The organism is Acidovorax sp. NN32 (genome assembly GCF_057597245.1).
This window is the reverse complement of the sequence record NZ_CP199679.1, coordinates 3,170,150-3,192,071: the sequence shown is the minus strand read 5'-3', so window position 1 is coordinate 3,192,071 and position 21,922 is coordinate 3,170,150. Positions and strand designations below refer to the sequence as shown.

At 63.4% G+C, this 21,922-nt stretch carries 22 protein-coding genes and 1 tRNA gene; 9 read left to right on the top strand and 14 right to left on the bottom strand.

Annotated features, from left to right (window positions below):
- The first annotated feature begins 2 nt into the window (after positions 1-2).
- From ACT89O_RS14810 to ACT89O_RS14800, 3 genes are all read left to right on the top strand, one after another.
- Positions 3-1,385, top strand: a complete 1,383-nt coding sequence (locus ACT89O_RS14810; RefSeq protein WP_228898301.1) for a formimidoylglutamate deiminase — start codon at positions 3-5, stop codon at positions 1,383-1,385.
- 21 nt (positions 1,386-1,406) lie between these two features.
- Positions 1,407-2,225, top strand: a complete 819-nt coding sequence (gene hutG, locus ACT89O_RS14805) for an N-formylglutamate deformylase (RefSeq protein ID WP_228898302.1) — start codon at positions 1,407-1,409, stop codon at positions 2,223-2,225.
- Between the two features lie 130 nt (positions 2,226-2,355).
- Complete coding sequence (locus tag ACT89O_RS14800) at positions 2,356-2,565, top strand: hypothetical protein (RefSeq protein WP_055394068.1); 210 nt, start codon at positions 2,356-2,358, stop codon at positions 2,563-2,565.
- A 60-nt stretch (positions 2,566-2,625) separates the two neighbouring features.
- Here ACT89O_RS14800 and asd read toward each other — a convergent pair whose 3' ends face one another.
- From asd to ACT89O_RS14765, 7 genes are all read right to left on the bottom strand, one after another.
- Complete coding sequence (gene asd, locus ACT89O_RS14795) at positions 2,626-3,477, bottom strand: archaetidylserine decarboxylase (RefSeq protein ID WP_055394066.1); 852 nt, start codon at positions 3,475-3,477, stop codon at positions 2,626-2,628.
- A 62-nt stretch (positions 3,478-3,539) separates the two neighbouring features.
- Positions 3,540-4,253 (bottom strand): ABC transporter ATP-binding protein, encoded by a 714-nt coding sequence (locus tag ACT89O_RS14790; protein ID WP_228898306.1) that lies wholly within the window; start codon positions 4,251-4,253, stop codon positions 3,540-3,542.
- 1 nt (position 4,254) lies between these two features.
- Positions 4,255-5,028, bottom strand: a complete 774-nt coding sequence (locus ACT89O_RS14785) for an ABC transporter ATP-binding protein (RefSeq protein WP_487260447.1) — start codon at positions 5,026-5,028, stop codon at positions 4,255-4,257.
- Positions 5,021-6,019, bottom strand: coding sequence for a branched-chain amino acid ABC transporter permease (locus ACT89O_RS14780; RefSeq protein WP_487260446.1), 999 nt, complete (start codon positions 6,017-6,019; stop codon positions 5,021-5,023). The genes ACT89O_RS14785 and ACT89O_RS14780 overlap by 8 nt, the downstream gene beginning before the upstream one ends.
- Before the next feature lie 73 nt (positions 6,020-6,092).
- On the bottom strand, positions 6,093-6,956 hold the full coding sequence (locus ACT89O_RS14775) for a branched-chain amino acid ABC transporter permease (protein ID WP_487260445.1): 864 nt from the start codon (positions 6,954-6,956) through the stop codon (positions 6,093-6,095).
- A gap of 21 nt (positions 6,957-6,977) precedes the next feature.
- Entirely contained in the window at positions 6,978-7,619 is a 642-nt protein-coding gene (locus tag ACT89O_RS14770) for a LysE family translocator (protein WP_487260444.1), read from the bottom strand.
- A 155-nt stretch (positions 7,620-7,774) separates the two neighbouring features.
- Positions 7,775-8,962, bottom strand: coding sequence for an ABC transporter substrate-binding protein (locus ACT89O_RS14765; protein ID WP_228898323.1), 1,188 nt, complete (start codon positions 8,960-8,962; stop codon positions 7,775-7,777).
- Positions 8,963-9,487: 525 nt separating this feature from the next.
- Between ACT89O_RS14765 and ACT89O_RS14760 the strand changes: the two genes are divergently transcribed.
- From ACT89O_RS14760 to ACT89O_RS14745, 4 genes are all read left to right on the top strand, one after another.
- Positions 9,488-10,675 carry an HPP family protein gene (locus tag ACT89O_RS14760; RefSeq protein ID WP_255577660.1) on the top strand — a complete coding sequence of 396 codons (1,188 nt, stop codon included), beginning with the start codon at positions 9,488-9,490 and terminating at the stop codon, positions 10,673-10,675.
- Positions 10,676-10,901: 226 nt separating this feature from the next.
- Positions 10,902-11,153, top strand: a complete 252-nt coding sequence (infA, locus tag ACT89O_RS14755) for a translation initiation factor IF-1 (protein ID WP_010465645.1) — start codon at positions 10,902-10,904, stop codon at positions 11,151-11,153.
- Between the two features lie 206 nt (positions 11,154-11,359).
- Positions 11,360-11,436 (top strand) — tRNA-Pro (locus ACT89O_RS14750).
- Positions 11,437-11,607: 171 nt separating this feature from the next.
- Complete coding sequence (locus tag ACT89O_RS14745; RefSeq protein WP_487260443.1) at positions 11,608-12,402, top strand: acetyltransferase domain-containing protein; 795 nt, start codon at positions 11,608-11,610, stop codon at positions 12,400-12,402.
- Positions 12,403-12,552: 150 nt separating this feature from the next.
- Here the strand turns inward: ACT89O_RS14745 and ACT89O_RS14740 are convergent, their stop codons facing one another.
- From ACT89O_RS14740 to ACT89O_RS14715, 6 genes are all read right to left on the bottom strand, one after another.
- Positions 12,553-13,338, bottom strand: coding sequence for a peptidylprolyl isomerase (locus ACT89O_RS14740; protein ID WP_055394051.1), 786 nt, complete (start codon positions 13,336-13,338; stop codon positions 12,553-12,555).
- Between the two features lie 67 nt (positions 13,339-13,405).
- Positions 13,406-13,666 (bottom strand): BolA family protein, encoded by a 261-nt coding sequence (locus tag ACT89O_RS14735; protein WP_487260442.1) that lies wholly within the window; start codon positions 13,664-13,666, stop codon positions 13,406-13,408.
- A gap of 13 nt (positions 13,667-13,679) precedes the next feature.
- The gene (locus ACT89O_RS14730) at positions 13,680-14,228 is read right to left on the bottom strand and encodes a septation protein A (RefSeq protein WP_055394047.1); all 549 of its coding nucleotides are present in this window, start codon (positions 14,226-14,228) and stop codon (positions 13,680-13,682) included.
- Between the two features lie 25 nt (positions 14,229-14,253).
- Complete coding sequence (gene msrB / locus ACT89O_RS14725) at positions 14,254-14,667, bottom strand: peptide-methionine (R)-S-oxide reductase MsrB (RefSeq protein ID WP_055394045.1); 414 nt, start codon at positions 14,665-14,667, stop codon at positions 14,254-14,256.
- Positions 14,664-16,148 carry a protein adenylyltransferase SelO gene (locus tag ACT89O_RS14720; protein ID WP_121420379.1) on the bottom strand — a complete coding sequence of 495 codons (1,485 nt, stop codon included), beginning with the start codon at positions 16,146-16,148 and terminating at the stop codon, positions 14,664-14,666. The genes msrB and ACT89O_RS14720 overlap by 4 nt, the downstream gene beginning before the upstream one ends.
- A 62-nt stretch (positions 16,149-16,210) precedes the next feature.
- On the bottom strand, positions 16,211-17,260 hold the full coding sequence (locus ACT89O_RS14715) for an AraC family transcriptional regulator (protein WP_487260441.1): 1,050 nt from the start codon (positions 17,258-17,260) through the stop codon (positions 16,211-16,213).
- A gap of 194 nt (positions 17,261-17,454) precedes the next feature.
- Here ACT89O_RS14715 and ACT89O_RS14710 point away from each other — a divergent pair, with 194 nt between their 5' ends.
- Positions 17,455-19,161: a carboxylesterase/lipase family protein gene (locus tag ACT89O_RS14710; protein ID WP_487260440.1), complete on the top strand. Its 1,707-nt coding sequence runs from the start codon at positions 17,455-17,457 to the stop codon at positions 19,159-19,161.
- A gap of 40 nt (positions 19,162-19,201) precedes the next feature.
- On the opposite strand, the gene ACT89O_RS14705 is transcribed toward ACT89O_RS14710, so the two are convergent.
- Positions 19,202-19,888, bottom strand: coding sequence for a Crp/Fnr family transcriptional regulator (locus tag ACT89O_RS14705; RefSeq protein WP_487260439.1), 687 nt, complete (start codon positions 19,886-19,888; stop codon positions 19,202-19,204).
- A 216-nt stretch (positions 19,889-20,104) separates the two neighbouring features.
- On the opposite strand from ACT89O_RS14705, the gene ACT89O_RS14700 reads away from it, so the two are divergent.
- Entirely contained in the window at positions 20,105-21,748 is a 1,644-nt protein-coding gene (locus ACT89O_RS14700; protein WP_487260438.1) for a 3-(methylthio)propionyl-CoA ligase, read from the top strand.
- Positions 21,749-21,922 lie beyond the last annotated feature (174 nt).

Genomic DNA, 21,922 nt, shown 5'->3' with positions numbered 1-21,922 from the left:
CAATGAATGAGCTGTTTGTCCCGAACGCCCTGCTGCCCACCGGCTGGGCGCGCAATGTACTGCTGCAATGGGATGAGGCTGGGCGCCTTTGCACCGTCACACCGGAAGCCGCTGTGCCACAGGGCACTCCCGTGGCCCCAGGGCCTGTGCTGCCTGGTATGCCCAATCTGCATTCGCACGCCTTCCAGCGCGCGTTTGCGGGCCTCACCGAGTACAGGGGGGAAAGCCAGGACAGCTTCTGGAGCTGGCGCAAGCTGATGTACCGCTTTGCCGCACGCATCACGCCCGAGTCTCTGGAGGCCATCGCCACCTGGCTGTATGTGGAGATGCTGGAGGCTGGCTACACGTCGGTGTGCGAGTTCCATTACGTGCACCACGACCAGGATGGCACACCGTATGCCGACGATGCCACGCTGTCGCAGGCATTGCTGCGCGCAGCGCGCAACGCGGGCATGGGCATCACGCTGCTGCCGGTGCTGTACCAGACCAGCGGGTTTGGCGCCAAGCCGCCGCGTGCAGACCAGGCCCGGTTCATCCGCAGCACGGACAACATGCTCTCATTATTGGAGCGGCTCACGCCCGCTGCACAGGCGCAAGGGGCTGTTTTGGGTCTTGCACCGCACTCGCTGCGTGCAGTGCCGCCCGACAGCCTGGCCGCTGCGGTGCAGGGCCTCACGGCGCTCAACCCCGAGGCCCCTATCCACATCCACATTGCTGAGCAGACGCAGGAGGTGGATGACTGCATTGCCTGGAGCGGCCAGCGCCCTGTGCAGTGGCTGCTGGAGCACGCGCCAGTGAATGAGCGCTGGTGCCTAGTGCATGCCACGCACATGACGCCGCAGGAATACGCCGATGCTGCCCGCACGGGTGCCGTGGCTGGCATCTGCCCCACCACGGAAGCCAACCTGGGCGACGGCATCTTCGACATGCCGCTGTGGCTGCAGCACGGCGGCCGCTGGGGCGTGGGCTCTGACAGCCATGCCTGCGTGAACGCGGCCGAGGAACTGCTGATGCTCGAATACGGCCAGCGCCTGTCGCTGCGCCAGCGCAATGTGCTGGCCAATGCAGCGCAGCCCGAGGTTGCGACGGCCATGACCTTGCAGGCCGTTGCAGGCGGGTCGCAGGCCGCAGGGCGCGCCATTGGCGGCATCGCGGTGGGGCAGCAGGCCGACCTGGTGGCGCTCGATGCGCAGCATGTGGCGCTGCGCGATCTGCCCGCGCACAGCATGCTGTCGGCCCATGTGTTTGGCAGCCACCGCACCTCTGCCATTGACAGCGTGTGGGTGGCGGGCCAGCGGCGCATCGCTGCTGGCCGGCACGCACTGCACGATGGTGCTGCCCATGCGTTTGTGACCGCGCGTTCCGCCACCATCGCGCCAGATTGAACCCATACCTTTGGATTTGTGATGACTGATACCTCTCCACCACCTTATGTTCTCTACCCCGGTACCGCACCGCTGCTGGTGTCCATGCCCCACGCGGGCACCTATGTGCCCCCGGCGCTGGCGGCCCGCTTTACCGACGAGGCCCGCCAGGTGCCCGATACCGACTGGCACATGGAGCGGCTGTATGGCTTTGCCAAAGACTTGGGTGCCTCTGTTCTTGTGGCCACGCATTCGCGGTATGTGGTCGATCTGAACCGCCCGCCCGACGGCACCAGCCTGTACCCCGGCCAGAGCGTCACCGGCCTGTGCCCGGTCGATACCTTTGATGACACGCCCATCTACGCCCAAGGGGATGTGCCGGATGATGCAGAGGTGGCGGCGCGGCGGGAGGCGGTGTGGGTGCCATACCACGCACAACTGCGTGCCGAGCTGGACCGGATCAGGGCCCAGCATGGCGTGGCGGTGCTGTGGGACGCGCACTCGATCCGCTCGGTACTGCCACGCTTTTTTGAGGGCAAGCTGCCCGACCTGAACCTGGGCACGGCCGATGGCGAAAGCTGCAACCCCGCCCTGGCGCAAGAACTGCTGTCGATTGCACAACAAGCCACTGGCTACACCGCCGTACTCAACGGCCGTTTCAAGGGCGGGCACATCACACGCCACTACGGCCAGCCAGAGCAAGGCGTGCATGCCATCCAGCTGGAAATGACACAGTGCAGCTACATGCAGGAGGCCTTGCCATTTGACTTTCTGCCGGAGGTTGCGGCGCGCGTCCAGCCCCATCTGCAGCGCATGTTGACTGCGGCGCTGGCCTTCGCCACGTCAGCATCAAAGGCTTGAGCTTGCTCAAGCTTGTGAGCTAACCCTCTCACTGTTGATGGGGGTTCGGTGCTACCATGGCTCAGCGGTCGGCACCAGGCCGCTGAGGGGGCTCCCTGTTGGTCCACTCAAGCGGAAGGAGCCGCACCCCATGGATCCAACCGCCTATTACTACATGCCCCATTTCAAGCCTGGCGCTTCCGTCCAGTGGAAGCAGCAGCGCGAAACGGTCAGCCATGTGGTCATCCGCCGCAATGCGCTGATGATCTACTTGGTGGGCAATGACACTGCGGTGCACCCCGACACCCTGCAACTGGCCCCCACCGCGTTTCAGCTGACGCGTGTCCCGGACCGGATCTGACGGGCTGGTGCACAGGGCAGGGTGCTTACCACCCTTTGCCTGTCGCAAGGCTGCGGTCGCTCAGACCGCCCCGCGCTGTGCCATGGCCTCGCCCAGCTGAATCGCCCGCATCGGAGCCCACTGCGGGTTGAATTGCAGTGGCCCCTGGGGAAACAACATCACCACCGTGGAGCCGAGCAGGAAGCGGCCCATTTCTTCACCCTGCTGCAGGCTGACCTGACCTTTGGCGTAGTCCCACTGCCGCAGCGTGCCCGTGCGTGGCGGGTTGACCTGCCCGTGCCACACGGTGGCCATGCTGCCCACGATGGTGGCGCCCACCAGCACCAGCACAAAAGGCCCCTGGGCCGACTCAAAAAAGCACACCACGCGTTCATTGCGCGCGAACAGGCCGGGCACACCTCGTGCCGTGGTCGGGTTCACCGAAAACAGATCGCCCGGCACATGCACCATGCGCGTCAGCTCGCCCGCGCAGGGCATGTGGATGCGGTGGTAGTCGCGCGGGCTCAGGTACAGCGTGGCGAAGTGGCCGTTGTCAAAACGGGCTGCTGCTTCCGCATCGCCGCCCACCAAGGCGGTTGTGGAGTAGGTGTGCCCCTTGGCCTGGAAAATCTGGTCCTTCGCGATGGGGCCAAACTGGCTGATGGCGCCATCCACGGGGCAGATCAGGTCTGCCGCCGCCAGCGGGCGGGCCCCGGGTTTCAACGCACGCGTGAAGAAGTCGTTGAACGATGCGTAGCTGGTGATGTCGGGGTTGGCGGCCTCGGCCATGTTGACGTTGTAGCGGGCCACAAAGCGGCGGATCACCGAGGTGGTCAGTCCGCCCAACTGGGCCGACGCAAATTTGCCAGCCAGGGTGGTCAGTGCCTGCTTGGGCAGGAGGTATTGCGGCAGAACTGCCAGGCGATCGGACACGGGCGAACCCCTCGAAGACGAAAGCGAACGATTCTATCGGCGGGGCGCCATCGACCGCATGCTCATACCCCGAGGTACTGGTCCAGCAACTGCGGCTGCGCGTGCAGTGCGTCCGAACTGCCCTCGAACACCACCTGGCCCTTGACCAGGATGATGTTGCGGTCGGTGATCTGCGTGACGTGTTTCCAGTTCTTGTCCACGATGACGCTGCTGATGCCGCTGTCCTTGATCAGGCTGCAGATGCGCCAGATCTCGCGGGCGATCAGCGGGGCCAGGCCTTCGGTGGCCTCGTCGAGGATGAGTACGTCGGGGTTGGTCATCAGCGCGCGGCCAATGGTCAGCATCTGTTGCTCGCCCCCGCTGAGCTGCTGGCCGCCGTGGCTTAGGCGCTCCTGCAGGCGCGGGAAGGTCTCCAGCACACGCTCGTAGGTCCAATCGCGCTGGCCGCGTGTGCCGGCGCGCGCGGCCATCTGCAGGTTCTCGACCACGCTCAGGTTGCCAAAAATGCCACGGCCTTCCGGCACGTACGCGATGCCCAGGCGCGCCACCTCATAGGGTGGCTTGCCCGTCATATCGCGGCCCGCCACGGCCACGCTGCCAGAGCGGGGCTTGACCAGGCCCATCAGGGACTTGAGCAGGGTGCTCTTGCCCATGCCGTTGCGGCCCATAAGGCCGATGGTCTCGCCCTGGCCCACGGTGAAATCAATGCCGTGCAGGATGTGACTGCTGCCGTAGAAGGTGTGGATGCCCTTGGCATCGATCCATGGAGTGGTCATCTCAGTGGTCCTCTCCGAGGTAGGCCGCCTGCACGGTGGCATCGGCGCGCACCTCGGGCGGTGTGCCATGCGCAATCACCTCGCCGTTGACCATCACCGTGAGACGGTCGGCCAGCGCAAACACGGCATCCATATCGTGCTCCACCAGCATGATGGCGTGGGCGGGCTTGAGGCGCTGTAGCAGGTCCACCATGCGCTCTGCCTCGGCCACGCCCATGCCAGCCAGGGGCTCGTCGAGCAGCAGGACCTGGGGCTCGGTGGCCAGGGTCATGGCGATCTCCAACTGGCGCTGCTCGCCGTGGCTCATGGCACCGGCAATCGCCATGCGCCGGTCTTTCAAGCCAGAAAGCTCGATAGCGCTTTCCAGGCGGGCGTTGGTAGCTCTGTTTTTGATAGTGTTTGCACGTGTGTCCTGCCACCAGCGCAGCGGGTTCCAGGGCTGCTGCGCATCGCGCGACTGCGCGGCCAGGCGCACGTTTTCATGCACGGTGAGCGGCAGAAAGATGTTGGTCTTTTGGTAACTGCGCCCCAGGCCCTGGCGCGATATGCGCTCGGGTGCCCAGCCGGTCACATCGGTGCTGCCAAGTTGCACTTGGCCCGCGCTCGGTGGAAGGTCGCCCGAGAGCAGGTTGGTCAGTGTGGACTTGCCCGCGCCGTTGGGGCCGATCACGGCATGGATCTGACCACGCCACAGGTCCAACGATACGCCGTTGACAGCGGCCAGGCCTCCGAAGCGTTTGGTGAGCTTGCGGGCCGAGAGCAGAGCATCAGCCATGGTGAGAATCCTCCTGCGCCTTGGTGGCCCGGCGCTGCCCCAGCATGCCCAGCAACCCGCGCGGTGCTGCCACCACCACCAGCACGATGAAGCTGCCCATCAGCAGTTGCCAGTGTTTGGTGATGTCCTTGAACACATGCAGCAGGTACTCGAACGCGAACGCTCCCACGATGGCTCCCGCAAAATTGCCCATGCCGCCCAGGATGATCATCATGATGGCGTGCGCGCTCATGTGAAAGCCCATCAGCTCAGGGTTTACGTAGCCCGTCTGTGCGCCCCACAGGTAGCCCGCCAGGCCTGCCAGCGCACCCGCCACGGTGAATGCAGTGAGCTTGTAGCCCTGCGTGCCAAAACCCATGGCGCGCATGCGGTGCTCGTTGATGCGGATGCCCGAAAGTGCGCGGCCCAGCGGGCTCCAGAGCAGGCGGCGCAGCAGTGCGTAGACGATGACCACCAGCGCCAGCGTGAAGTAGTAGAAGGTCTTACGGCCTTCAAGGTCGAACGGCAGCCAGCCAAAGATGGAGGCGTCGGGCCGGAAATTGATGTACAGCCCGTCCGAGCCGCCCAGCACCTTGTTGTCGAAGAACAGGTAGAACACCATCTGCGCGAACGCCATCGTGACCATGATGAAGTAGATGCCGTGGGTGCGGACCACAAAGAAGCCGATGACCAGCGCCACCAGCCCGGCACCGGCAACGGCCAGCGGCAGCGACCACCAGAGGCTCACTGGCGTATCGGCGGGTGTGAGAAAGGCGAGGGCATAGCCCGCCACGCCAAAGTAGGCGGCATGGCCCAGCGACACCAGGCCGGTCACGCCCTGCAGCAGATCCAGGCTCATTGCGAAGATGGCCATGATCATCATGCGTGTGACCATCTGCACGTAGAAATCACTGCCGACGACCGGGAACAGCAGCAGCGCAGCCAGCCCCAGTGCCAGGGCGAATTGCACGCTGCGCGGCAGCACTTCGATATTGGCGCGGGGGGTACTCATAGGGGGGCGCCGGGCTGCGAAGCGTGTATGGCGTGGGAAGCGCGCGAAGTGACAGTGGCAAGCATCGGGGTCATCATTGTTTGAACAGGCCTTCGGGTTTCCACAGCAGCACAGCCGCCATCAGCATGTAGACCAGCATTCCGGCCATCGATGGCAGCAACACCTTGCCAAAGGTGTCCACCAGCCCCACAAGCAGGGCCGAGATCAGGGCGCCACGCACGGAACCTATGCCGCCGATCACCACCACCACAAAACACATGATGAGAACGGACGAGCCCATGTTGGGATAGACGCTGGATACCGGCGCGGCCACCATGCCCGCGACGGCCGCCAGGCCCACGCCCAGCGCAAAGACGATGGCGTGGATCAGCTTGATGTTCACCCCCAGCGATTCGGCCATGTCGCGGTTGAAGGCGCCCGCGCGGATCTTCATGCCCAGCCGCGTTTTGGAGATCAGCAGGTACAGGCCCAGCGCCAGCGCCATGCACACGCCGGAGATGAACAGCCGGTAGATCGGGTAGGAAAGGGTGTCGGTGAGCGGAATGGACCAGTCCAGCATCGCTGGAATCGGGACGCCGTGCACGTCGTCCCCCCAGAGGATGGAGCGCAGTTCCTCAAAGATGTAGATGAGGCCGAAGGTCAGCAGCACCTGGTCCAGGTGGTCGCGGTGGTAGAAGTGGCGAAACAGCAGCCACTCCAGCGCCAGGCCAAACAACACGGCCAGCACGGCACCCCCCAGGATGGCCAGCGTGAGGCTGCCAAAGTGGCCCGACAGCGAATAGCCGAGATAAGCCCCCAGCATGTAAAAGCTGCCGTGCGCCAGATTCACCACCCCCATGATTCCGAAAATCAGCGTGAGGCCGGCGGCCAGCATGAACAGCAGCAGCCCGTACTGCACGCTGTTGAGCAACTGGATCAGGAAAGTGGCGAAGTCCATGGTGGGCAAACAGACAGGGGATCAGGTAGCGCGGCGTGTCGCCAGCAAAAGGGTGCCCATCAACGTGAACAGGCCGCCCGAAATGCGGTTGAACCAGCGCATGCGTGCGCCAGAGCGCAAAACGGGTGCCAGCCGTGCTACACCCAGTGCACACAGCGTGAGAACCGTGAATTCGAAAGCCACAAAGGTGCTTGCCAGCACGGCAAACTGCGGCGCCCATGCGGCGGTCGGGTCCAGAAACTGGGGGAAGAACGCCGTGAAGAACAGCAGGGCCTTGGGGTTGCTGCCGCCCACGATGAGACCCTGGATGTAGAGCTTGCGCGCGGGCACCACGGCCTTGGTCTGCGTGCCGTTGGCGGGCATCTCGTCAAACACTGTGGTCTGGCTGCGAAATGTCTTGATGCCAAGCCAGATCAGATACGCCGCGCCGGCAGCCTTGAGCACCCAGAAGGCGGTTTCCGATGCCGCCAGCAATGCGCCAAGGCCCAGGGCCGAAAGCAGCATGGTGCCCAGCACTGCCGTCACGCTGCCTGCAGCAGCGGCGAGGGCCTTGCGCGGGCCGTGCTGCAGAGAATTGGTCATGCACATGAGCATCGTCGGGCCGGGTGAAAGAACCAGCAGGGCCACTGCGGCGAGGTAGAGCAGGTAGGTACTGAGCAACATAGGATTGGGTGGAGGGCAAGGTGGCCGCAAAGTCCGGGCGCACAGCAGACAGGCCTGCCATGGCGGCAGTCCATCAATGCATTGTGTCAAAGCTGCTGGGCGAACCGGACCCGAGGTCCAGCACGCGCCGTAGCCCGGGCAGTGGGGTGAGCGCGTCAGCCCATGCGGCAGCCGGCACCGCTGTCGGCCAGGGCCTTGGCGGCAATGCCAATCACCTTGTTTTCCTTGTTCTCGACGCGGCGCAGGTAGATGTCCTGCACGGGGTTGTGTGCCTTGCTCATGGTCCACTTGCCGCGCGGGCTGTCGATGGTGGCGCTTTCCATCGCCTTGATGACGGCAGCCTTGGCGGACAGGTCGCCCTTGACGGCGTTGGCGCCCTGCACCAGCAGAAGGCCGGTGTCGTAGCCCTGTACCGCGTACACATCGGGCTGGCTGCGGAAGGCCTTGGCGTATTCGAGGCGGAATTGCTTGTTGCGCGGTGTGTCCAGCGAGTCGCTGTAGTGCATGGTCGTGATGATGCCTTCGGCAGCGGGGCCGGCAGCGTCCAGCACGCCTTCGGTGAGGAAGCCCGAGCCGTACAGCGGAATCTTGTCCTTGAGGCCTGCGGCCGCATAGTCCTTGATGAACTTGGCAGCACCGCCGCCCGCGAAGAAGCAGGCCACGGCGTCGGGCTTGAGGGCGGCGATTTCGGTCAGCAGCGCCTGGAATTCCACGTTGGGGAAGGGCAGACCCAGTTCCTTCACGATGGTGCCGCCGGCTGCGGTATAGCTTTGCTTGAAGCCTTCGAAGGCTTCGTCCCCTGCCGCGTATTTCCAGGTGATCCACACAGCCTTCTTGTGGCCCTTTTCGACCATGGCTTTGCCCAGGGCCAGCGTTGGCTGGGAATTGCTGAACGAAGTACGGAAAACGTTGGGGGCACACAGTGCGCGCGTGGCGGCATGCACGCCGGCGTTGGGAATCAGGTTGAGAACCCCCGTATCGCGCGCCACCTTCTGAATGCCCATCTGCACACCTGAATGCACGGTGCCAATCAGCACATCCACCTTGTCGCGCTGCACCAGCTTGCTCGCGTTCTCGACACCCTTGCTGGGCTCGGACTCGTCGTCCACCTTGAACCATTCGATCTCGCGACCGCCGAGCTTGCCACCCTGCTGGTCTATGGCCAGGCGCACGCCGTTCTCGATGGCGACCCCCAGTTGTGCAAAGGTACCGGTGTAGGGCAGCATGAAACCCACGCGCACCTTGCCGCTTTGCGCACGCACGATGGAGGGCAGCAACAGCCCTGTAGATGCGGCGCCCACGAGGGCGGCGCTACGGCTGATGACGAGGCGGCGGGTGGTCATTGGACTTGTCTCCTTTGTTTAGGCTTAAAGTAATTTACTGCAAGCATTCGGTGGTGAATACCTATGGGTTACCCGTACCGTCAGGCAAGGGCTCCCGCATTGCGAGGTGCCCGAGGGCTGCAATCGGGCCCGGGGGCAGAGGCCTGCCGATGATGGGTTTACCAAGGGCTGCTTGACGGACATAGAACCAAGTATATGAATTAAAGTGCAGTTTTGTGTTTTTTGTGCAGTATAGATCGTGTGATTTTTGCTGTGAGCAGCTATTTGAGCCTCCGGTATCAGTAGTTTCGAGCATAGGCGCGGTTCTGAAAGCCTGACGGGTTGTTTGGCCACGAGTGCAGTGGCTCTATGGATGGGAGTGCTTCAATGCCCTGCAAAATGGAGGCATGGGTGACGCTGGAGACCGGTGTTGCCAGCTCTTGAAGGGGGTGCGCCCCGTCTCGCCGGAAGGCGGGCAAACCGCATGTTTCCGATTGCTTCATGCCCCTTTCATCACCCCCATCTTCATCGTCCACTTCCCAATCCATGCGGGTGCGTCTAGCTCGGTGGTTGCGCCATTTCTGGCCCGCACCGTTAGGTATCGACGGACGCGAAAGGCTTCGCTTCATTGTGGGCGCCGTGATCGGTGTACTGCTGACGGGATTGCTCAGCCGCTGGTGGGCAGGGGGAAGCAGCGCAGGTCCCTGGATGGTGGCATCGCTGGGGGCGAGTGCGGTCCTGGTGTTTGGCATGCCGTCCAGTCCACTGGCCCAGCCCTGGCCGGTCCTGGGAGGAAGTACTTTGTCTGCGCTGGTGGGCGCAGTTTGCTCCGCGTTCATCCCAGACCCGGCACTTGCAGGGGCGGTTGCGGTGGGTTTGGCTATTGCGCTGATGGTGCCCCTGCGTTGCCTGCATCCACCGGGCGGAGCAATGGCGCTGTATGTCGTGCTGACCGCGGGGGACGGGTGGCATCTGGCCGCATTTCCCATCCTGTTCAATGTGATCGTTCTCTTGGTCTCGGCCGTGGTCTACAACGGCCTGACAGGGCGCCGGTACCCCCATCCTCAGCGGATGGCGGCCCGAACCGATATTGCTCAGGGCGCTTTTACCGCCTCGGATGTGGATGCAGCGTTGGCACACTACAACCAGGTGCTGGACGTGAGCCGTGCCGATCTGGAAGGGCTGTTGCACTTGGCGGGCCGTGCGGCCTTCCAGCGGACGCTGGGGGAGGTTCGCTGTTCGGACATCATGTCAAGGCCACCGTTTGCGGTGGAGGCGGGGATTTCCCTTAAAGACGCCTGGGCGTTGATGCGTGCCCAGCAGATCAAGGCGCTGCCCGTGGTGGATGCTCAACGCCTGGTGGTAGGTATCGTGACGGTGGCGGACTTCATGCGGCTGGCCAACCTGGATATGCATGAAGGTTTGGGGCAGCGTTTACGGATGCTGGTCATGGGGCGTACGGGGCAGCCCCAGAATGTGGGCGAAATCATGTCGCACCCGGTCCAGGTGGCCCACGTGGGGCAGCACGCCATGGATCTCGTCCCTCTGTTTTCCCAGGGCGGGCACCACCATATTCCCATTGTGGAGAGCGAGGGCCGTCTGGTAGGGGTGATCACACAGACGGACCTTGTGCGGACGTTGGCAGCAGCTGTGCAAGGGCGCGACGAGGGAGGCTCTGCGGGTGCCACCTCGGTGCGCGGGCGTGCGCCGACCGAAGAGCAAGCTGCCCCATAGGCAAGACGCGGTACATCGCGGTACAATTGACAGGCTTTGCACAGTGCTTATGCCTGTCCATTGAAGCCGTCTCCCCCGGCCCTCTGCCTGATCTGCGCCCCGGGTGCAGCGACTCCCACCGCCCGCAATGCACCGTGTGTCGAGCACCGACCACGCCGTAGCTGCCGTGGTGGATGCACAAGCGTCAGGTGCCGATCACAGAATATTTGTTTTGAAAAGATAGAACATGGCCAAAGAAGAACTCATTGAAATGCAAGGCTCCGTGACGGAAGTCCTTCCCGACTCGCGCTTTCGCGTGACGCTGGACAACGGTCACCAACTGATCGCCTACACGGGCGGCAAGATGCGCAAGCACCACATCCGCATTCTGGCGGGTGACAAGGTGTCGCTGGAAATGTCGCCCTACGATTTGTCCAAAGGACGCATCACGTTCCGCCATCTGGCCGGTCGCGGTCCCGGCCCTTCGGGCAATCGTTGATATTCGGCCCCGGGGGGACACGGACTGGCGCTTGCTTGTTCCGGCTCTTGGGGCAAACGGTTTCTTGTGTTCCTTCATCTGCGCACTGTTTCTCCCAGAGGCGGTGCTTTCCCGGTTCAGGTCTTCGCACCGTGCTTTTAAAAAAATCACAAAAAGCACGCGTTGAACCAAAAACAGGGAAATTGCCGGGTTAGAATACGAGCTGTCGGAGCGTAGCGCAGCCTGGTAGCGCATCTGCTTTGGGAGCAGAGGGTCGCGAGTTCGAATCCCGCCGCTCCGACCAATGTTTGAAGGCCTTGCAGCACAAGCTGCAAGGCCTTTTTTCTTGCCCGCATTCTTTTTGCTTGTTGGAATGTATGGTTCGACCCGCGTGGCAAGACGGAGTTGGATTTGCGTACCATCGGGCCCATAGGGCGGGCAAGTGCCCGCGCCGACACCTTCCGCTGGTATTGCCATGAACCGTGCGCTTCCCTTGCCGTTTGCCCCATTCTCCTCGCTCCAGCCGTCACCACGTTATGACAGCGTAGATGCATTGCGCGGCCTGGCAATGGTGTGGATGACGGTCTTCCACTTTTGCTTTGACCTGAGCCATCTGGGCTTCTGGCCGCAGAATTTCCGCGCCGACCCATTCTGGACCTCGCAGCGGACGGTGATCGTGAGCTTGTTCCTGTTCTGCGCCGGGCTGGGGCAGGCCATTGCGCTGCACCAGGGGCAGGGGTGGCCTCGGTTTGGTCGGCGGTGGTTGCAGATCGCTGGCTGCGCGCTGCTGGTGTCTGCGGGGTCGTTCGTGATGTTTCCCCACAGCTTCATCCATTTTGGCGTGCTGCACGGTATGGCTGTAATGCTGCTCATTGCCCGGTGTACCGCAGGGTGGGGGCGGTGGTTGTGGCTTGCCGGGTTGGTGGCTGTGGCGTTGCCATCGGTAGCGCACCAGCTTTTGGCGGGTGCCTGGGCTGACGCTGCGCCCTGGTTCAATGGGCGCGCGCTCAACTGGATGGGTCTGGTGTCGCGCAAGCCTTTTACCGAAGACTACGTACCCGTGCTGCCGTGGTTGGGGGTGTTGTGGTGGGGGCTGGCTGCCGGCCAATGGGCAATGGCTGCGGGTCGGGGCCACTGGCTGGGGTGGCGGGTTCCCCAAGGCTTGCAGCCGCTGGCACTGCTGGGGCGGTGGAGCCTGAGCTATTACATGGTGCACCAGCCGGTCATGATTGGGCTGCTGATGGCAGTAGCCTGGATATCGAGGGGTTAGTGGGCCGCGGACCGCTTTGGGGTCTGCAACCATAGGCCCCGCTGCCGCTCCGGTCACCGTGGGGCGCTTTCCACCCGCCCATAAAAAAACGCGGCCTGGGCCGCGCTTTTTGAGTGTATTGCCAAAGCAGATGCGCAGTTGCCTTGCCAGTTACTCGACCTTGGCCTTGGCGCGCAGGTCTTCCTGGAACTTGGCCAGCTTTTGCTGTTGCAGCTGCTGGGCCACCTGGGGCTTCACTTCTTCCAGCTTGGGCAGTTCTGCCTGGCGCACGTCGTCCAGGCGGATAACGTGCCAGCCGAACTGGCTCTTCACGGGAGCGTCGGTCATCTTGCCCTTTTGGAGCTTGACCAGGGCTTCCGTGAATTCGCTCACGTAGCTCGAAGGATTGGCCCAATCCAGGTCGCCACCCTTGGCGCCAGAACCTGGGTCCTTGGACTGCTTCTTGGCGATGTCTTCAAACTTGGCGCCCTTCTTGATGGAGGCGATGATGGCCTTGGCATCCGCTTCCTTTTCCACCAGGATGTGGCTGGCCTTGTATTCCTTGCCGCTGTTGGCTGCCACGAACTTGTCGTACTCAGCCTGGATCTCGGCGTCGGTCACAGGGTTCTTTTTCTGGTAGTCGGCGAACAGTTCGCGGATCAGAATGGTCTGGCGGGCCAGATCCATTTGTGCCTTGTAGTCTGCTGAGCCTTCCAGGCCGCGCTTTTGCGCTTCCTGCATGAAGATTTCACGGGTGATGACTTCTTCCTTGATCTGGCCTTCGATGTCAGGCGTTACAGGACGGCCCGAGCGTTCCACCTGCTGCTTGAGGGCTTCAACGCGCTCTTTTGGCACGGCCTTGCCATTGACGATGGCGACATTCTGGGCGGAAACGGGCAGGGCCAACGTGCCCAGCACGGCAGCGGCCACGAGGCCGGACAGGAGCTGTTTCTTCATGCGGAATCCAAAAAATGAGAGGTTGTTTGCCAGCTGAGTTCCGGCAACAGAGGATATGGGGGCCGGTTCAGAGAACTTCAATGGCGACGGCGTGAACGCCTTGGTCAATAAATTCTTGCAGCGCATCATACACAAGGCGATGCTGTGCGACGCGGGGCTTGCCTGTAAACAAAGGTGACGAAATGCGCACCCGAAAATGGGTGCCAAAGCCGGTGCCGTTGGCGCCCGCGTGCCCTGCATGGGCGGCACTTTCATCAAGCACTTCCAGGGCGGTGGGTGTAAGACGGTCCGCCAGGGTCTGGTGCATTTGCTGAGCGAGGGTGGTCATGGCAGGTTGTCCTTCAGGCAGCAGGCTCGTCGCCTTCGTCGCCCTTGATGTGGGGCGCCACATAGATGCCCTGGCCCACCAGGAAGACCAGCGGGAAGGCGTAGCCCCAGAGCTTGAAATCCACCCAGGCCTCGGTGCTGAAGTTGACGACGACATACGCGTTGATGGCCGACATGAAGGCGCAGTACACGATCCAGGCGACGTTCAGCCGGTGCCACACGCTCTCCGGCAGCGTCAGCTGGCTGCCCAGCAGCATCTTGAGGAAGTTCTTCTTCATGGCCCACACCGCCACCGCGAGGGCGATGGACATGGCGCCGTAGAGCACCGTGGGCTTCCACTTGATGAAGCGGTCGTCCTGCAGCACCAGCGTGAGCGTGCCGAACAGCAGGATCAGCACCAGGGTGACCTTGTGCATGGTCTGCAGGCGCCGGTCGATGGCGTAGATCAGCGCCATTTGAGCGACCGTGGCACCCATCAGCACTGCAGTGCCCACATAGATGCCATAGAACTTGTAGGCCCCGAAGAACAGCAGGATGGGGAAGAAGTCGATCAGAATTTTCATGGGGTCAGGGGGCGGGTCTCGGGGCTCAGTCCTTGCCGGATTCGAAATCCAGCGAGGCCGAGTTCATGCAGTAGCGCAGGCCGGTGGGGGTGGGGCCATCTTCAAAGACATGGCCCAGGTGGGCCCCGCATTGTGCACACACGGTCTCCGTGCGGACCATGCCATGGCTGCGGTCCACGATCTCGGTAATGGCGCCGGGGATGGCTTGCGAGAAGCTGGGCCAGCCGCAGCCGGCGTCGAACTTGGTGACGGAATCGAACAGTTTCGCACCGCAGCAGATGCAGTGGTAGCTGCCATCGGCCCAATGGGCTTCGTATTTTCCGGTGAATGGCCGCTCGGTGGCGGCGTGGCGCGTCACCTGCAACGCGACGGGCTCGGCGCCCTTGTCCTTGAGGATGGCTTGCCATTCGGCATCGGATTTCTGAACGGGGTAGGTCATGATGAACAGCTGATCTCGATGGAAGAGGCCCAGTCGGGCGGGAAGGCTGCGTAGGCGTCGTGCCCGGGGTGCTCGTCAAAGGGGTGCTCCAGCAGCCGCTGCAGGGTTTGGAGTTCGCTGAAGTCGCCAAGTTTCGCGGCACGGATGGCCTGCTCGCCCAGGTGGTTGCGCAAAACGAACTTGGGATTGGTTTTTAGCATCAAATTGGCCGCCAGCGCTTGATTATTAAGCGCCAATAGCTCTGAATATGATAGCAACCAGCCGTCAAAGGTGGTTCGGTCGGCGAACAGGTCGCGCACCGGCTCAAAATCGTTCTGCTGCACCGCGTGCGACAGGCGGCGCCAGAAGATGGTGTAGTCCACGGCGTTCTGGGCCAGCAGCACCAAGATGCCGTCGATCAGTTCTGCATCTTTCTCGCGTGCCTGGGCCAGCCCCAGTTTGCTGCGCATGCGGGCCATGAACGCTACCGGGAAGACGGTTTTGTAGGACTCCAGGGCACCTTTTGCCAGCTCCGGGTCGCCGATCAGCGGCAACAAAGCCTGCGCCAGGCAGAACAGGTTCCAGTACGCCACATTGGGCTGGCGGTTGTAGGCATAGCGGCCCTGGTTGTCGCTGTGGTTGCACACATGGCCGGGCACAAAGGCGTCCAGAAACTGGAAAGGACCGTAGTCAATGGTCAGCCCCAGGATGCTCATGTTGTCGGTGTTCATCACCCCATGGCAAAAGCCCACTCCCTGCCACTGTGCCATCAGGTGTGCGGTGCGTTCGCTCACGGCCTGTAGCAGGGCGGCATACGCGTTGCCGCCGAAGTCGCGGGTGTCCCGGCATTCGGGGTAGTAGCGGTCGATAACGTAGTCGGCCAAGGTCTTGAGCTGTGCTTGCAGGTCGTTGGCCGCGAAGTGCTCGAAATGGCCAAAACGCACAAAGCTGGGGGCCACCCGCGTCACTACGGAGGCCGTCTCAACCTCTTCGCGGCGCACGGGTGCGGGCGAACCGGTGATGCACAGTGCGCGCGATGTCGGAATGCCCAGGCCATGCATGGCCTCGCTGCACAGGAATTCGCGGATGCTGGAGCGCAGCACAGCGCGCCCGTCGCCCATGCGGGAGTAGGGGGTGCGGCCAGCGCCCTTGAGCTGGATTTCCAGGCCCGCCGCAGTTTCTCCCAGCAAGATGGCCCGGCCATCACCCAGTTGGCCGGCCCACACGCCGAACTGGTGGCCGCTGTAGACGCTGGCCAGGGGCCGAGAGCCTGCAAGCAGCGTATTGCCGGTGAAGGCTTGCAGGGCTTCGTCCCGCTGCAGCCAGTCAGCGTTCAGGCCGATCAGCTGTGCAACGGCAGTGCTGCTGCCCACCCAGTGGGGGGCGGGCAGCGGAGTGGGGCGCAGTTCGGTGAAAAAGTCTGGTCCCAGGGCGGTAAATCCGTGCTTCCAGGCCAGGCCGATATCGGCGGTGGGGGTCGCGCTTTCGGCAGGCAGGTTCATGGGTGGATTGTCTCGCACCCCGGATGCCCCGGCGCTTGCAGGGCCTTGGACCACGGCCCGGCCTATGCGGCCTGGGTAGAGTCTTGGCCTTCGGCCTCGGGGTACAGCACCTGCGCGCGGTACTGGCCCGGCGGGAGGCCAAACCAGCGCTTGCAGGCCCGAAACAGGTTGCTCTGGTCGGCAAAGCCCAGCAGGTCGGCCACCTCGGCCAGGCTTCGGCGCTCGTCGCTGAGGTACTGGCGTGCCAGTTCACAGCGGGTGTCGTCCAGCAACTGCTGGTAACTGACGGATTCGGCCTGCAGGCGCCGCTGCAGCGTGCGGTCCGTCAGGTGCAGGCGCGCGGCCACGTCTTCGCGGCGGGGTTCGCCCCGGTGCAGGATGCGGGCTACCTCGGTGCGCACGCGTGTGCTGGTGAGAGACTGGCCCAGGTGGTCCAGTTCGGTCTCTACCAGCCGCTCGTGCAGGGCCCACAGGCTGGGGTTGTGTGTGGGGATGTCGGCCCGCAGATCGGCCTCGGCCAGCAAAAACCGGTTGGCTGCCTGCCCGAAGCGGGGCAGCATGCCAAACGCCACATGGTAGGGCGCCTCACCGGTAGCGACGGGTTGTGGCGTGGTCAGCTCCACAGCCAGAGGGCGAAGCTCCCGGCGTGTGAGCCAGCAGCACAGCGTGAACAGTGTGAGCAGGGCGTATTCGACACGCTGGCGCGGAATGGGGCGGGTGGCGCCGATGTGCGCGATGGAGATCCAGTAGCCGCGTGCATCGTGGTCCAGCGCGAAGGTGGTGCAGTCCGAGATCACCGCCATGTGGCGCGTAAGGTGCTGAAAACCCACCAACAGGTTGGGGCCGGACGCCAGCGCGTAGCCCACCACATCCACATTGCCGTAGCGCGCTGTGAGCTGCGGGCACAGCCCCAGCGCCACCTTGCCCGAACGTGCCACCGCCAGCTCCCACAGGCGGCTGATCTTGTCCACATCAACACGGGTTTGTGGCAGTTGCAGCGCCGCCAGATCGATGCCCGCTTCGGCGCATAACTCGGCAGCAGGCAAGCCTTCGCTGGCCATCATGTCGGTGATGCCGCGCACCCAGGCGGCAGAGCTTGTGCGGGAGGTCATGGGGTGGCGAATGGAAGAAATGGCGGATCAGGGTTTACGCGCGTTGGTGGCCTGAAGTCAGTGTTTTGGCAAGGTTGCGATAGTAGCCAAACGCCACCCGGTTCCCACAATCGCCTCCGAGGTTGTGCCCTGCCCGTAGTGTGACTGCAGACAGAGGCCCGACCCATTCCTGAAAACCCCCAAGGAGACAAGACATGGTCGATTCGCGCTGGCGTTTGCAATGGTTGGGAGCGGTGTTTTCGGCCGCAGCAATGGTGGGCTGCGGCGGTGGTTCCGGCTCTGCGCCCGAGGTGCGCGAGACGGTGTACGGCACCTTGCGCGGTGTGGACGACAGTGCGGTGACCGGCACCTACGCGTGGAAAGGTGTTCCTTTTGCCAAGCCACCCGTGGGCGAGCTGCGCTGGCAACCGCCCGCAGCCCCGGCCGCCTGGTCCGGAGAGCGTGACGCCACACGTTTTGGCAGTGCCTGCCTGCAAATGGGCCGCATCTACGGCCCCGGTGCCAACAACCGGTTTGACAATACGATTGGCGAGACCCTGGGCACGCCGGTAGGCAGCGAGGACTGCCTGACCCTCAATATCTGGCGCCCAGCCACCTCGCAAGACAAGCTGCCTGTGCTGCTGTTCCTCCATGGCGGCAGTGCCATCTCGGGCTATACGGCCGATCCCGTCTACGACGGCGCTGCGCTGGCACGGTCTGCCAACGCCGTGGTGGTCACGGCCAACTACCGGCTCGACGTTCTGGGCTACTTCCAGATGCCGCCACTGCACACCGGCACGCAGCCCTACACCGGCAACTACGCGCTGCTCGACAACGTGCAGGCACTTCGCTTCATCCAGAACAATATTGCCAGCTTTGGCGGCAATGCTGGCAATGTCACGCTGATGGGGCAGTCCGCGGGCGCCATCAACGCGCTGGCGCTGCTGGTCGCGCCCCAGGCCGCGGGGTTGTTCCACAAGCTCGTACCGGTCAGTGGCGGAATTTCGCTGGCGACGAACCTGCCGCCCGGTTCGATTCCCACGCTCAACCCGGCCTCCCGGTACACCGCGCAGGCGGGCATGCTGCTGGCGCATCTGGCGCTGGCTGATGGCCTGGCGCCTGCGCTTGCTGATGCACAGGCGCTCGTTGCGGGATGGCCCCCTGCGCAGGTAGCCAGCTACCTGCGTGGCAAGGACGCGCGGGTAGTGCTGCAGACGGTGCTCAAGAACGGTCTCACGGGCTCGGGCCCCATCCCTGATGGCGTGGTGGTGCCCGCCGATCCGATCGCCGAAATGGGCGCTGGCCGCTATCACAAGGTGCCCGTGCTGTCTGGCTACACGGGCGAGGAGGGCAAGCTGTTTGCGCCTTTCCTGGCGCTGCTGGGCGGCAAGCCGGGCATGAAGATCTCCGACGCCGAGCGCTTTGTGATGATGCAGAACTTCAACCCCGATGCTCCCACCACGCTCACGGCTGGCGACATCCTGGATGCCTCTTACCTGCCGGTCACGGCGCCCGGCACGGGCTACAACGCGCGCACCCGCCTGCTGGGCAGTGTGTTCATCGATCCGAGCCGCGACAACCTGCTCAATACCCTGCGCAGTCAGCAATCCACGGTATGGAGCTACCAGTTCAACTGGGCCCAGCAGCCCGCGCCCTGGAACGATGTGTACGGCGCGGCGCATGCGTTTGACCTGCCGTTCCTGTTCGGCAACTTTGGACCTTCGGTCTTTGCCAAAGCAGCCAACAGTACGGCCAATCAGCCCGGCCGACTGGCGCTGTCGCGCGCGATGATGGACACCATGCGGGCCTTTGTGCACACGGGCAACCCGAACAACGCAACGGTCAACCAAAACTGGACGCCGTGGCCCAGTCGGCTCGTGTTCGACGCCGACCAGAAGGCCGTGCGCCTGAGCGTGCAGTGAGAGGGATGAGGGTGAACGTGTTTGTGCACTCTGCAGTGCGTCAGCGTGCCGCAGTGGCGGCGAGGTACGCGTTCAGCGCCTCGTCGTCCACGATAGCCACACGGCCGAAGTCCAGCGACACGATGCCCCGGCCTTCCAGCACGCGCAGTACCTTGTTCACCGTCTGGCGTGACAGGCCCACCAGTTGGCCGAGCTCTTCCTGCGTGAGGTTCAGCCGCCGTGTGCTGCGCCAGAACAGGCGGCTCAGGTACAGCGCCACGCGGTGTTCGGGGGATTGCGTGCGCCCGGCCTCGATGATCGTCATGGCTTGGCCTAGGCGCATGTTCAGGTGCTGCACCAGAAACTGGTTGAAGCCCAGGCTGGCCTCGCGCAACGTGGCAAACAGTGGCAGAGGCAGGCACAGCAGCGTGGTGGGCCGCAGCGCCACCACGTGGTACCGGCGGGGCTCGGGTTTCATGGCTGAGCCTTCGCCAAACCACTCGCCATCGGGGACTCCGATGAACGCCGAGGCGCGGCCCTGGCTGGCGGGACTTTGCAGCATCACCAAGCCTGACAACACTGCATGCCAGCCTTGCACTGCGCTGCCGGCCGGCATCATGACTGTGCCCTTGTCGGCGTGCTGCACGGACACCTCGTCGCGCAGCCTCTCCTGCAGGGCCACGGGGACACCTGCAAACCAGGGCTGGGCTTCGATGAATCGCTGTGCGGACGGCGCGGAGCTGAGCATGGGCGTGATTGTCGTTGTTCGGGAGCCGTACGTTCAGGGTATTCCCTTGCCCTTTGTCAACGGGACGACAGGTGTTGGCAGGCACGCTGGACACGCGCACACTGAACCCCTGTTGGGGGTGTCGGTCTGGCGGGGCCGCTTGCCTGGGCGACACCGCCATGAGAACCCCCGCGCTACGATGATCGTTCCCTTCACTACAACATCCAAGGAGCACACATGCTGGGCCTGATGCAGAGCCAACCGTTGCTGATTTCGTCGCTGATTGAGTTCGCCGAGCGCCACCATGGCGACGCCGAAATCGTGTCCCGCCGGGTCGAGGGCGACATCCATCACTACACCTACCGCGACCTGGCTGTCCGCGCACGCCGCCTGGCTAATGCGCTGGATGAAATGAAGCTGCAGTTCAGCGACCGCGTAGCCACGCTGGCCTGGAACGGCTACCGCCACATGGAGATGTACTTTGGTGTGAGCGGCTCGGGCCGTGTGCTGCACACCGTGAACCCGCGCCTGCACCCCGACCAGATTGCGTGGATCATGAACCATGCCGAAGACCAGGTGCTGTGTTTTGACGTGACCTTTCTGCCCCTCGTGCAGGCCGTGCATGCCAGGTGCCCCACGGTGAAGAAGTGGGTGGCGCTGTGTGATGCCGACAAGCTGCCTGCGGATTCAGGCATCCCTGGCCTCACCAGTTACGAAGCCTGGATCGGTGCGCAGTCGCCCGACTACGCCTGGCCCGAGTTTGACGAGAACTCCGCGTCGAGCATGTGCTACACGAGCGGCACCACAGGTAACCCCAAGGCCGCGCTGTACAGCCATCGTTCGACCACGCTGCATGCCTATGCGGCAGCGCTGCCTGATGTGATGTGCCTTTCCGCACGCGACTCCGTGCTGCCGGTGGTGCCCATGTTCCACGTCAATGCCTGGGGCATTCCTTACTCGGCGGCACTCACGGGTTGCAAGCTGGTGTTCCCTGGTCCCGCCATGGATGGCAAGTCGATTTACGAACTGATCGAAGGCGAGAAGGTCACCTACGCAGCTGGCGTGCCCACCGTATGGCAGATGATGCTGGGCCACATGAAGCCCGCGGGTCTGAAGTTCTCCACGCTGCGCCGCACTGTCATCGGTGGCTCAGCCTGCCCGCCCGCCATGATCCATGCCTTCAAGGAAGACTACGGTGTGGAGGTGCTGCACGCCTGGGGCATGACCGAGATGAGCCCGCTGGGCACGCTGTGCACCTTGAAGAACAAGCACCTGGCCATGTCCAAGGATGACCAGATGAAGATCCTGCAAAAGCAGGGCCGCGCGATCTACGGTGTGGACATGAAGATCGTGGGGGGCGACGGCAGCGAGTTGCCTTGGGATGGCAAGACCTACGGGGATTTGCTGGTCAAGGGGCCGTGGATCGTCGGCAGCTATTTCAAGGGCGAGGGCGGCAATCCACTCGTCAAAGACGCGCAGGGCCGGGGCTGGTTCCCCACGGGCGATGTGGCCACCATCGACGCTGACGGCTTCATGCAGATCACCGACCGCAGCAAGGATGTGATCAAGTCCGGTGGCGAGTGGATCAGTTCCATCGACATCGAGAACATTGCGATGGCCCACCCCGCAATAGCCATGGCGGCCTGTGTGGGTATGCCGCACCCCAAGTGGGACGAGCGCCCCATCGTGGCCGTGGTCAAGCGGCCGGGCACCGAGGTGACGCGCGAAGAGCTGCTGGCCTTCTACGAAGGCAAGACGGCCAAGTGGCAGATCCCCGATGACGTGGTGTTCGTCGATGCCATTCCATTGGGCGCCACCGGCAAGATGCTCAAGACCAAGCTGCGTGAGCAGCTCAAGGATTACAAGCTTCCAGGCCTGTGATCAGGGTGGGGCAGTGCACATGTGCGCATCGCTTGCGAACGCCATTTTTTGCATTGCCCCAGGCTGGTGCGCGCTCGGGGGAGTGCTGTGCCAGTCACGTGTGCGACGCTGGTAGGGGCAATCCCTGAGCATCGCTTTGTTGCAACGCGGTACGCTGCGTTGTGTCGATTTACA